We start from the raw sequence: 13,957 nt of genomic DNA, 5'->3' as shown, positions 1-13,957 counted from the left end.
AATTGGATTTTTTGTCAATACTCTAGTACTACGAACTAAGTTTGCAGGAAATCCCAGTTTTGAAGAGCTACTTAAACGAGTGCGGGAAGTAGCATTAGGAGCTTATGCACATCAAGATTTGCCTTTTGAGTTGTTAGTTGAGCAACTGCAACCGCAGCGAGACTTAAGTCATACAGCAATATTTCAAGTGATGTTTGTGCTTCAGAATGCACCGATGTCTTCGTTAGAATTGCCTGGTTTGACTTTAACTCCATTAGAAAGCGATAGTGATACTGCCAAATTTGATTTGACCCTAAATATGACTGAAACGGTGGAGGGGTTAATTGGTAATTTAGAATATAATACTGATTTATTCGCGGAAAATACGATCTCTCGGATGGTAGGTCATTTGCAAACGTTGCTTTCTGGAATTGTTGCTAATCCACAGCAGCGTTTGTCGGAGTTGCCATTGTTGACAGAATCTGAACGGTATCAATTGCTATGGAAGTGGAATGATACAGAAGTTGAGTATCCTAAAGAGCAATGTATCCATGAATTATTTGAAGCGCAGGTAGAAAAAACACCTGATGCAGTCGCTGTAGTGTTTGAATCGGAACAGCTAACTTATTGGGAACTAAATGCAAAAGCTAACCAATTGGCGCACTATTTGCGTTCATTAGGAGTAAAACCAGAGGTATTGGTAGGGATTTGTGTAGAGCGCTCGCTCAATATGGTCATCGGACTATTAGCCATCCTCAAAGCAGGTAGTGCGTACATCCCACTAGATCCCAGTTATCCCCAAGAGCGCTTAGCATTTATACTAAAAGATACTCAAGTGTCAGTATTGCTGACTCAAACATCACTGTTGGAAGCAATACCTCAACAAAAAACTCAAGTCATTTGTTTAGATACTGATTGGCAACTGATTGACCAACAAAGTCAAGAAAATTTATTCTCCCTACTAATAACTGAAAACCTAGCTTATACTATCTACACCTCCGGTTCGACAGGCAAACCAAAAGGCGTGCAAATTCCTCATAAGGCTTTAAACAACTTCCTATTTGCGATGAAGCAAAGCCCTGGATTAACTGAGGAAGATACCTTACTAGCAGTTACTACCTATTCCTTTGATATTGCAGCATTAGAATTGTTCCTGCCAATTGTAGTAGGCGCTCGCTTAGTCATTGTCAGCCGGGAAGTAGCTTCGGACGGAACACAACTATCAGTAACATTAACTGATTCCAAAGCTACAGTTATGCAAGCTACACCAGCAACATGGCAGTTACTTTTGGCAACAGGTTGGGGTGGTAATCATCAACTAAAAATTCTCTGTGGTGGTGAAGCTTTACCTGGACACCTAGCAAATCAGTTACTTGACCGATGCGACTCTTTATGGAATATGTATGGCCCTACCGAAACCACTATTTGGTCAGCCGCTAGCTTGGTAAAAACAGTTAACAGTACTGTACCAATTAGTCACCCAATTGCAAACACGCAACTTTATATCTTAGACCAATATAATCAGTTAGTTCCTGTGGGTGTACCAGGCGAACTATGTATTGGTGGCGAAGGATTGGCACGAGGCTATTTCCACAAACCCGATTTGACAGCAGAAAAATTTATCCCCAATCCCTTTAGCGATAAATCAACACGTCTGTACAAAACAGGAGATCTAGCACGCTATTTGCCGAATGGAGAGATAGAATACATTGGTCGAACTGATAACCAAGTAAAACTCCGTGGTTTCCGAATTGAACTTGGAGAAATTGAAACACTCATCAGCCAGCACCCTGGAGTACGAGAAACTGTGGTTGCGATTCATTCTTCACAAGCAGATTCTCAACGAATAGTCGCCTATGTAGTTCCCAACTCAAAGCAAACGCCAACGATTTCTGAACTACGCGGTTTTTTAGAAGCAAAGTTGCCAAGCTACATGGTCCCATCTAGTTTTGTTACGTTGGAGGCGATCCCACTTACACCTAATGGTAAGGTCGATCGCAAAGCTTTAAGAGCACCAGATACTGCGCGTCCTGAATTGGAAGCGGTTTATCAGTCACCCCAAACTGAGGTGGAACAGACTATTGCCGACATTTGGCAAGAAGTACTAAATGTTGAGACTGTAGGAATTCATGATAACTTCTTTGAACTCGGTGGTCATTCATTGCTTCTAGTTCAGGTTCATGGTAAATTACGTGAAGTCTTTAAAAAGAATTTATCTATTCTCGACCTGTTTAGATATCCGACCATAAGCTCTTTAGCAGATTATTTTAATGTAGACAAAAATCAAGAGCCATCTTATTTGAGAGAAATTGTCACTGAAAAAATTTTAGATGGTAAAGCTCAACAAAGAAAGCGTCTACAAAAACTGAAATCTATTGAAAACATTTAAGGATGGAGCAAATCATGAATACAAAGCCTCGTTTGCAATCATTGAGAGTGCGGAGCATGGAGTCAAAAGTGACTGTTTTATGAAGAAAAGCTGAGAAAGACTTGCAATTGCTTACCCCTTTAATGTAATGTTTATTCTCATGCTAGTGATAGCTTTTCTCAAAAAATTAAGCTATTTGCTGCAGTATTGTCATGATTTCACTAGCATTACTAGGCGTGTGGGGTAGCAAATGAAACGAAAGCAGTTATCAAAAATTTTATTACTAACGAGTTTTGTTTGGCTTTGGAGTGCAATGAAAGCGACTGCTACTGAAGTACCTAAGTTAGAGGTACAGAGTAAATCTATTGCATCAGTACTACGTAATTCTAGGTCAATTAAAGAGGTTCGCCAACTCAGTGAGATAAAATTTCCCAGCACTAGCGCCAGAATGTTGGTGCAGTCGCAAACACCAAGCAACCCCCCGAACCTTGGGCGTGAAATTGTACTAATAACGTCCGTTAAAGCTAATGCCACTAATAAAGGTGTGGAGATCGTTTTAGAGACGACTCAAGGGACTCGACTGCAAGTTACAAATCGCAGTACAGACAATAACTTTATTGTAGATGTATCTGGTGGGCAGTTACGACTACCTTCAGGCGATGCTTTTACATTTCGTTCGGAAAAACCTCTTGCCGGAATTACTGAAATAACAGTTACGAATATTGATGCAAATACTGTGCGAGTGACAGTGGTGGGTGAGAAGGCTTTACCAACGGTTGAGTTATTTGATGATAATGCAGGGCTGGTTTTTGCGGTAGCATCTGCGGCAACGGCAACACAGCCACCGCAACAGCCCCAAACATCACAAACTGAAGAAAAGCCAGCAAGTGAAACACCGCAAAACACACCATCGGCGCAGCAGGATGAGCCGATTGAGTTAGTGGTGACAGGTGAGCAAGATGGCTATCGCGTACCAAATACCTCTGTGGGCACCCGAACCAACACCCCACTACGTGACATTCCCCAATCGATTCAGATTGTGCCCCAAGAAGTGCTGCGCGACCAAAACGCCACTACCCTCTCCGAAGCCCTGAAAAACGCTCCTGGGGTTGCTCAAGTTCAGACTTCAAGAGCACCATTTGCCAGATTTCTGATTCGAGGATTTTTTAACTTTGATGACAACAACAGCAATTATCTTAGAAATGGGCTGAGAGAAGGACGATTGGAGCCAGAACTTGCCCCTAATGTCGAAAGAATTGAAGTGCTTTCAGGTCCTGCTTCCGTGCTTTACGGAACAGGCAATCTGGGGGGAACCATCAACATTGTGACGAAACAACCTCTGCGCGACCCCTTCTATGCTGTTGACGCTACCATTGGCAGTTATGACTTCTATCGGGGGGCGATCGATTTATCAGGACCGTTGAGCGACTCTAAAACACTGTTATATCGCCTTAATGTTGGCTACCTGAATAGCGGCAGTTTCGTTGATAATGTTAGGACGGAAAATTTCACAATTGCCCCAGTTATACGTTGGGACATTAGTGAGCGCACCCGCATCACCCTGGAAGGCGAGTATACAGACAGAAGCCAGGTTATTGACTTTGGCTTGCCGTTGGTCGGCACAGTGTTTCCAAACCCTAATGGTGATGTTCCACGCAATCGTTATCTTGGAAATCCTGACGGTGTTTTTAGTATCGAGCAATACAGAGTAGGCTATCGGCTAGAGCATCAGTTCAGCGATAACTGGTCGATACAGCAGGCATTCCAATGGAGACGGAACAGGGATGACACTAATGAAGAGTATATTCCTCCTGGCAGTCTTGCTACCGATAATCGAACTGTAACGAATAGGGGTTTTTTTGACAGAGATGAGGGATCGGATTCCTACGATCTAAACGTCAATGTGACTGGTAAATTCTTAACGGGTTCAATTGGTCATCAGCTCGTTTTTGGAGTCGATCTGAATAGATTTGACGATTTCGCCGATTACCTTAGGGCACCTGCTGCACCCGTAGACCTGTTTAACCCCGTGTATGGGCAGCCTCTTGGACCTTTCAGAGCCGATTTTTTTAATGTAAGGAATTTGACCGATACTCTAGGGATTTACATTCAGGATCAGGTAACGCTGGCGGAGAATCTGAAGCTCTTGCTAAGCGGACGGTTTGATCTGTTTAAGCAAAGTACCGAAGATTTGTTGGCAAATACCGAAAGTAGTCAATCGGGAGATGGCTTCAGTCCGCGTGTGGGCATTGTCTATCAACCCGTTCCACCCATTTCCCTGTATGCCAGCTACAGTCGCTCGTTTACACCTGTTACCGGCACCAGTTTTGAAGGCGATCTGTTTCAACCTGAGAAGGGCACCCAGTATGAAGTGGGGGTCAAAGCAGATTTGAATAATCGACTTTCGGCAACCCTAGCGCTCTACGATCTAACTCGTAGTGGTGTTCTGACGGCTGACACCAGACCCGGTGTACCCCTCAATCGATTTTCGATTCAAACCGGAGAGCAGCGTAGCAAAGGGATTGAACTCAGTATCGCAGGCGAAATTCTGCCAGGATGGAACATCATTGTAGGATATGCCTACACCGATGCCCGACTTACTGAAGACAACACTTTTCCCGTGGGCAATCAATTGATACTTGCCCCTGAAAACGCTGTCAACTTCTGGACGACCTACGAAATTCAACGTGGTTCCTGGAAGGGCTTTGGTGTGGGTGCAGGCTTGTTCTTCGTCGGAGAGCGACAAGGGGATTTAGGGAATACTTATCAACTTCCCAGCTATTTGCGGACAGATGCGGCAATTTTTTACAGGCGCGATCAATTTCGTGCTGCCCTCAATTTTAGAAATCTGTTCGATGTGAAATATTTTGAAGCTATTTTCGCACCTGGTGTTACTTATGGTGAACCATTCACAGTGCAGGGCACGATTTCGTGGCAATTTTGATCCCTCCCTAGCCCTCTTTTAAGGGCTACCATGTACATAGAAGTCCCAAAATTTTTGCTTCAGAAGGCTTTGAGCTTATTAGATAATTCTCAAGTATGTTCAACTTATTGAGAACTTTCTAACGAGGAATCGAGGCTTTCAGAAAACGATTGTCTGCGAATCAGACTTGCTATCGACTTGTATGTACACCGTAAACTTGTAAAGGGGGAAAGTTAGTCTTGTTTCCCTCCCCTTGGTAAGGGCTACCGTGTACACACATACTTAGTCCACACTCCCTAAACCTATGTTCAAACGGATTCTATTCGTTTGCAAATCCTGCCACTGCTTATTAAAAGATAGCTATAAACAGAAATAATATATTTTCATTGTTTGATACTTAATCATAATAAGTTATTCTGTTGCTAATTTTAGTAATTCTTGTTAGTCTAAAGTGGGATAATTAAAAATTGATGGCAACAAAATTAGTAGTTCTCACTCCAACTAATTAGTAGTAATTAGCATTTAGGTAGTATAATTAATTCGCTGAACTAATTCTCAGAGATTAATACCTAAGTCAAGCAATTGAATATACTTTTATAATTCAATTAATATAGCTTGTTTTGGTGATTACTAGTACAGCAAAACGGAATAAGCCAAGCATGATTATGGAAAACTAACAGAGTAGCGTCAAAATAGTTTAGGCTGAAAACAAAGGAAGTTTGTGTAGCACGATTAGCACCGAAAGTATTAGATTTGACAGAAATAATTTTTTACATCCATCACGGGCGATCGCTTATAAACAACTTTCATCACTCTCTCTAGAGTATATCCTGAAATTATTACAGCAAAAGGCTTTACGCAAAAAACAATGTTTCGGGCTTTGTGTGAGAAATTAAATACCAACTCTCCAACAGTGTCTGGTTATAGATTTTAGCTTTGATATTTTTCTCACAAATAAAAAATTACTAAAATACAAGTCTAAAATCTCAAATTGTTTGGACTACATACCTGAAGGCATGGTTCTAAATTAGAGATTTTTCAATAGTTGAAACTACCAAGTCTATTGAAAACATTTTAAGGATTAAGTGAGATTATGATTGTTCCAACAGCATCTACTTCAATCAATGGTTCAGAAATAGCAATTATCGGCTTAACAGGACGTTTTCCCGGAGCTAAAAACATTGATGAATTCTGGGGAAATCTCCAGAAGGGAAGAGAATTAATCTCTTTTTTCACTGACGAAGAACTGTTGTCTTTAGGTATAAGTTCATCTATACTAAATAACCCTCATTATGTAAAAGCGCGGGCTATATTAGAAGATGCAGAATTATTTGACGCTTCCTTTTTTGGCTTTAATCCTAGAGAAGCAGAAATAACCGATCCACAACATCGGCTTTTCCTAGAATGTGCTTGGTCAGCTTTGGAAAGTACTGGATACGATTCACAAACTTATAAAGGTACTGTTGGTGTTTATGCTGGCTCTAGTTTAAGCAGTTACTTACTGAATGTTTACTTCAATCAAAATATCATAGACTCTATCGATCCTCAGCAACTAACAATTGCAGGTGACAAAGATTTTCTAACCACACGCGTTTCTTACAAACTCCATCTAGAAGGACCTAGTTATACAGTTCAAACTGCCTGCTCAACTTCATTGGTTGCAGTTCACTTGGCTTGTCAAAGCTTACTGAATGGTGAATGTGATATGGCATTGGCTGGTGGGGTTTCTATAAACGCGTCAAGAAAAGCTGGATATATGTACACGGAAGGAGGAATAGCGTCTCCTGATGGACATTGCCGTGCATTTGATGCTAAGGCACAGGGAACTGTGGGGGGAGAGGGTGTAGGCATTGTAGTCTTGAAGCGGTTAGAAGATGCTCTAAGAGATCGCGATACCATTCACGCTGTCATCAAAGGTTCGGCTATCAATAACGATGGTTCATTCAAGGTTAGCTACACAGCACCCCGCATCGACACCCAAGCAAAAGTAATTAGAACAGCCCAAATAGTAGCCGAAGTAGAACCCGAGACTATTACTTACATAGAGGCTCATGGTACAGGAACAGCTTTAGGAGATCCGATTGAAATAGCCGCCCTGACACAAGCTTTTCAAGCCAGTACCCAAAAGAAAGGATTCTGCGCCATTGGTTCAGTCAAAACCAATATTGGACACTTGGACGCGGCGGCTGGTGTGGCGGGATTAATCAAAACTGTCTTAGCCCTCAAGCACAAACAAATACCTCCAAGCTTACATTTTACTTCGCCTAATCCCGAAATTGACTTTGCCAACAGTCCTTTCTACGTCAATACCACACTTACTGAGTGGCAAAGCAATGGCACTCCCCGACGTGCAGGAGTTAGTTCCTTTGGAATTGGGGGAACCAATGCCCATGTCATTCTGGAAGAAGCGCCGATTGTCGAAGCTTCCAGCCCTTCTCGCCCTTGGCAGTTATTGATGCTATCTGCCAAAACTAATTCAGCGCTGGAAACAGCTACAACAAATTTAGCTAATTATTTCCGAGAACATCCCGATTTAAACCTCGCTGATGCAGTTTATACGTTGCAAGTTGGGCGCAGAGCTTTCGAGCATCGGCGCACGGTTGTCTGCCGAGATATCCAAGATGCTGTCAACGCACTTCAAGAGCCAAGGCGAGTTATCACCAGTACTCAAAAAACTCAGAAACGCTCTGTAGCCTTCATGTTTTCTGGATTAGGAACTCACTACATTGATATGGCTCTTGAACTTTACCAAACTGAGCCAACATTTCGTGCCTGTGTTGACCAATGCTGCGACCTTCTTAAACCTCACCTCGATCTGGATTTACGAGATGTTTTATATCCCAATCGAAATGGTGAAAATGGCAGCAAGCAAAAACAAAATACTCCTTCTTCTGGGCTAGATTTGCGAAAAATGTTAGGTCGTGGGGAGGAACAAGCCGATGTCGCTACTCAAAAGCTGAATCAAACCTTTCTCACCCAACCAGCTATATTTGTCATTGAATATGCTTTAGCTCAGTTGTGGATATCGTGGGGAATTCGCCCTGCGGCAATGATTGGCTACAGTATAGGTGAATATGTAGCGGCAACTCTAGCTGAAGTTTTATCTCTGGAAGATGCTCTAACCTTGGTAGCCAAAAGAGCGCAAATGATTCAAGATTTGCCTGAAGGGGCAATGCTGGCAGTTGCACTTTCAGAGTCAGAGATACAGCCCCTCTTGAATGAAAAGATTTCTCTGTCTGCAATCAACGGGTCATCGTTGTGTGTAATTGCAGGTGCCACAGATGCTATGGAAGAATGGGAACGACAATTGAGCCAGCAAAATTTAGTTGGTAAACGTTTACAAACTTCTCATGCTTTTCATTCTGTGATGATGGAGGCGATCGCACCAGCCTTTGGCGATTTGGTGAAAACATTCAGCCTCAAACCTCCGAAAATTCCTTATTTGTCCAACGTCACCGGAACTTGGATTACAGCGGAGCAAGCAACAGATCCTGGTTATTGGGTGAAGCACCTCTGTCAACCAGTACGCTTTGCAGAAGGAGTGCAACAGTTATGGCAAAAAGACAATCCGATTTTACTAGAAGTGGGTCCCGGTCAAGCATTAATTAGTTTCGCATCGCAATGTATAGAAAGTGACAATAGAGCTAAATCGCTGATGCTCCCTTCCTTACAGCATTCCTATGAGCAACAGTCAGATGTCGCATTTTTAATGAATACATTGGGTCGCCTTTGGCTGATTGGGGTAGAAGTGGATTGGTCTAGTTTTTATGCCAATGAACAACGCGATCGCATCCCCTTACCGACGTATCCTTTTGAACGTCAGCGCTACTGGATTGATGCCAATCCTGAAGCTAAATTGGCTGCGCGATCGCAACAACCATTACACAAAAAACCGAATATTGCCGACTGGTTTTACATTCCCTCTTGGAAACGCTCTCCCCATCTACCATCAAAATCAGAACAAAAACTATGTTGCTTAGTCTTTATTGATACTGTTGGAGTTGGTTCGCAAGTAGCCAAACAGTTAGAATTACAGGGTCATGATGTCATCAGTGTGACAATTGGAGAGCAGTTTACCAAGTTAGGCGATTGCGCTTACGCAATTAATCCACAAACCAGTAGTGACTATGATACCTTGCTGCAAGAACTGAGCACATTGGATTTAAACCCAAATGCGATCGCTCACTTTTGGAGCGTTACACCAAATGATACTTTGCCTTGCGATCGGTCAGTAAAACAAACAGAACCATCCCATCAGTTTTTTGAAGATGCCCAAAATTTGGGCTTCTGGAGTTTGCTATTTCTAGCGCAAGCGTTGGGAAGACGGAATATTACCGATGCTTTGAAGTTGATAGTTGTAACAAGTAACGTACAAGATGTAACTGGCGAGGATATTTTATGTCCTGAAAAAGCAACGGTATTAGGACCATGTAAGGTAATCCCACTGGAATACCCCAAAATAACTTGCTGTACTATTGACATAGTAATTTCTTCTTGCGAAAACCCACCTGTACAGAAACTCATAGATTCTCTGGTCACAGAAATTACTGCACAACGAACGGATGACATAATAGCCTACCGTGGTTATCATCGCTGGGTTCAAACTTTTGAGCCTGTACGGCTAGATCGAGGAGACATTGCAAGTCAAACTCAGTTAAGAGAAGGAGGAGTTTACTTAATTACCGGGGGACTTGGTGGCATTGGTTTAGTATTGGCAGAAAATTTAGCTCAGACAGCACAGGCTAAATTAATTCTTGTTGGACGAAAAGGACTACCTGAACGCTCACAGTGGGAAGAATGGTTAGCAACCCATGATAACCAAGATAGTGTTAGCCGTAAGATTGAGAAAGTACTGGCACTTGAGAAATTAGGAGCTATTGTTCAAGTTAACAGTGCCGATGTAGCGAATCTTGAACAAATGCAAGCAGTCGTTGCTCAAGCGTTAGAACAATTTGGTCGTATCGATGGTGTCATTCACGCAGCTGGTATCGCTCCAGGCGGTATAATTCAACTTAAGACAAGGGACATGGCAAACAGCGTACTAGCAGCAAAAGTCAGGGGAACGCTAGTACTAGAGGAAGTTTTAAAAGATTTCAATTTAGATTTCTTTGTGCTTTGTTCATCCCAAACTTCTGTCTTAGGACACTTTGGACAAGTGGATTACTGTGCAGCAAACACTTTTCTTAACACATACGCCCACTATTGTGCTAGTAAATGGAGTCAATTAACAGTATCAATTAGCTGGGGTCCCTGGCAAGTAGGAATGGAAGTCGAGACTGTAGTACCAGATGAAATTAAGCTTCTACGTGAAGAAACTAACTTCAAATTAGGAATTAAGTCTCAAGAAGGTATTGATGCCTTCCATCGAATTTTAGAAAGTAACTTGCCTCATCTCGTTGTATCGACACAAGATTTTCCAGCCTTAATTGAAAGAAGTAAATCCTTCCAAGTGGAAGAGCAATTAGCGGTCTTAGAAGAGAAATTTATTTCAGCAAATATTACTGTACAGAATCATCCCCGTCCTAATTTGGAGAATGATTACGTAGCTCCTCGTGATGAAGCTGAACAGAAATTAGCTGAAATTTGGCAACAACGTCTTGGGATAGATCGAATAGGCATTCATGATAACTTCTTTGAATTAGGAGGAGATTCTGTTCTTGCAATTCAAGTGATTGCCAAAGCTAACAAATTAGGCTTAAAGTTAACTGCTCAACAAATGTTTCAGCATCAGACTATTGCTGAACTAGCAACAGCCACATACACGCTTGAAACTAAACAAACTGAAAATAGTTTACGAACAGGAGAAGTATACCTCATACCCATTCAGCATCGGTTCTTCGCCCAAAATCAGCCAGACGTACATTCCTTGAACCAATCTTTGCTGCTGGAGATACAACAATCATGCAATCCCAAAGTGTTAGAGCAGGCTGTACAATATGTGATTCAATACCACGATGTATTTCGTCTACGTTTTATTAAAAAAGACTCTGGTTGGCAACAAATTGAAGCTAATACCAATGATGTAGATGTCATGGTAGAGCATATAAATTTGTCTTCTGTTTCAGAAAATGAACAAAAATATGCTGTAGAGTCAGCGATTCAAGAAATAGAAAATAACTTAAACTTAAGTGAAAAACCGCTGGTAAAAGTGGCTTTTATTGAATTGCAATTGCCGAAAAGTAGCTACCTAGTCATTTCCATCCACCCTCTTTTAGTAGATGCAGTTTCTTGGCGAATTTTGCTAGAAGATTTACAAACAGCCTATCAACAACTCAGTCAAGGTAAAGCGATAGATTTGCCTAATAAAACCACTTCATTCAAACAATGGGCACAGTGTATACAAGAGTACGCTGAGACTTCAGAAAGTATGCGGGAGCAAGACTACTGGCTGGCAAAAGCCCAAAAATCTTTCCGCAGTCTACCTGTTGACTATTCTGTAAGGGAAAATACAGGAGCTAATGCTGACATAGTATCAATTTCTCTAGATAAAAAAGAAACGCAAGCCTTATTAAAAAATGTCAATAAGGCTTATAATACCCAAATAAAGGATGTTCTATTAACAGCGTTAGTTCAAGCTTTTGCAAAGTGGACAGGAGAACAACAACTCTGGGTAGATGTTGAAGATAATAGTCGAGAGAACATCTTCAAAAATGTAAATGATATATCCCTATCCCGTACAGTTGGTTTATTTACAACTTGCTTCCCTGCTATTTTGGCTCTAACAGAGGCGTCTGACCAAGGAAATGCACTAGTAGCAGTTAAAGAGTATTTGCGTAGTATTCCAAATAGAGGTACTGGGTATGATATACTTCGCTATATCAGCAGTAATCAAGAAGTTAAGTCAGAGCTAAAATCCTTTCCCCAACCTCAAGTAAGTTTTAAATACTTAGGTGATTTTGACCAACTTATTTCGCAGTCATCTTTATTTAAAGTAGTCCAGCAGCCCGTTATACTGAACCAAAGTTCAAGTGAAAATCAATTTTACTTATTGGAAATAAATGGACTTATTTTTCAAGAGCAACTTCAAATGAATTGGATTTACAGTACAGCGCTTCATCGACGAGAAACAATTGAAGCACTAGCTGAAAATTACATTGAAGCTCTGCGAAGCATTATTGCTCACTGTCAATCGCTTGAAGGAGAAAAATATACACCTTCTGACTTTCCCAGAGCTAAATTGAGCCAACAAAACTTAGATAAACTTCTGGCAAAAATCAACCGATCAAATGAGGAAGAAGCATAATGAAAGCCGAAAATATAGAGGATATATATAAACTTACGCCCGTACAAGAAGGTATGCTCTTCCACTCTTTGTATGAGAAGGAATCATCATTGTATTTTTTTAACGTTCCCATAGGTTTACGTGGTAATCTAAACATCAAGGCTTTTGAAGAAGCATGGCAAAAAGTTGTAGACAGACACGCAATTTTGCGTACAGGATTTTACTGGGAAGAGATTGATAATCCCTTACAAGTTGTCTATAAAAAAGTAAAAGTCTCCTTAAATCAATATGATTGGCGTGAAATTGAGCGAGCAGAGCAACAAGAGCGATTGAAATCATTTTATGATAGCGATCGCAAGTTATATTTTGACTTTTCGCAATCCTGTCTGATGCGTCTAACTTTAATTCGCCTTGCTGATGATTACTATGAATTTGTTTGGAGTTTTCATCATATAGTCACAGACGGATGGTCTTCTGCAATAATCGTAGATGAGTGCCTACAAACGTACAAAGCACTTTGTGAAGGCAAAGAAGTGAGATTCTCACCAAACCGTCCTTTTAGGGATTACATCGATTGGTTGCAGGAGCAGAATATAGCAAAAACTGAAAATTTTTGGAGACAAACATTAGCAGGAATTAAAGCACCGACTCCTTTAACGTATATAGAAAATAAACAATTGCCATTACAAGAAGAAAGGTACGATCAGGAGAAGTTTAAGTTATCAGAAGCAAGTACAAAGGCATTGTTATCTTTTACTGCACAAAATCATCTTACCCTAGCTACATTAGTTAATGGAATCTGGTCTATTCTCCTTGGTCGTTATACTTGTCGTAATAACATCGTCTATGGCTGTACTGTCACAGGAAGACCAGTAGACTTAGCGGAAGTAGATTCAATGGTAGGTGTATTTATAAATACCTTACCAATGAATGTAACTTTAAATACCGAGCAACAGTTGTTGTCATGGCTTCAAGACATTCAGACTCAATTAGTAGAAGTGCGTCATCATGAATACACTTCACTTACACAAATTCAAGGCTGGAGTGAAGTACCCCGAGATTTACCTATGTTTGAAACTTTTGTTGTGGTTGAGAACACTCCACAAGGTCAATCTGCACGAAGCTGGAAAGGAAATATAGAAATTGTTGCAGATAAAGGCGAGTATTTCAGAACCAATTACCCTTTGAATTTAGTTATATATCCAGGAAGAGAAATTATAGTGGCAATTTCATATGATTGTCGTAGATTTGACCTGGCTACGATTACTGGAATACTTACAGATTTTGAAATTCTCTTACAGTATATAATGATTAATCCTTTTGTTAAAATTAAGGATTTATCATTTTCGACTCAAAGACAACAAAAAATCTCAACAGATTTAGAAAAAGAAGCAGCATTATTTAATTGGGAATTAGCTCCTATTAGCTAATGGATAGACTAATTTAGTAATTTAATTTACAAGCA

The 13,957-nt window shown here is 40.9% G+C and carries 4 protein-coding genes; all 4 read left to right on the top strand.

What is annotated here, in order from left to right; all coding sequences use genetic code 11:
* On the top strand, positions 1 to 2,368 hold a 2,368-nt coding region (locus ACKTT2_RS08230), incomplete at its 5' end, for a non-ribosomal peptide synthetase (protein WP_407885538.1).
* Between the two features lie 229 nt (positions 2,369 to 2,597).
* The gene (locus ACKTT2_RS08225; RefSeq protein ID WP_407885536.1) at positions 2,598 to 5,291 is read left to right on the top strand and encodes a TonB-dependent siderophore receptor; all 2,694 of its coding nucleotides are present in this window, start codon (positions 2,598 to 2,600) and stop codon (positions 5,289 to 5,291) included.
* Positions 5,292 to 6,363: 1,072 nt separating this feature from the next.
* Positions 6,364 to 12,513, top strand: a complete 6,150-nt coding sequence (locus tag ACKTT2_RS08220; RefSeq protein WP_407885534.1) for an SDR family oxidoreductase — start codon at positions 6,364 to 6,366, stop codon at positions 12,511 to 12,513.
* A complete protein-coding gene (locus ACKTT2_RS08215; protein WP_407885532.1) occupies positions 12,513 to 13,922 on the top strand; it encodes a condensation domain-containing protein in 1,410 nt (469 codons plus the stop codon). The genes ACKTT2_RS08220 and ACKTT2_RS08215 overlap by 1 nt, the downstream gene beginning before the upstream one ends.
* Positions 13,923 to 13,957 lie beyond the last annotated feature (35 nt).

It is taken from the genome of Scytonema hankhaensis NUACC26 (assembly GCF_045865695.1).
Classification (GTDB): Bacteria; Cyanobacteriota; Cyanobacteriia; order Cyanobacteriales; family Nostocaceae; genus Scytonema.
The sequence above is the reverse complement of the archived record's forward strand: the minus strand, read 5'-3'. Positions and strand labels throughout refer to the sequence as shown.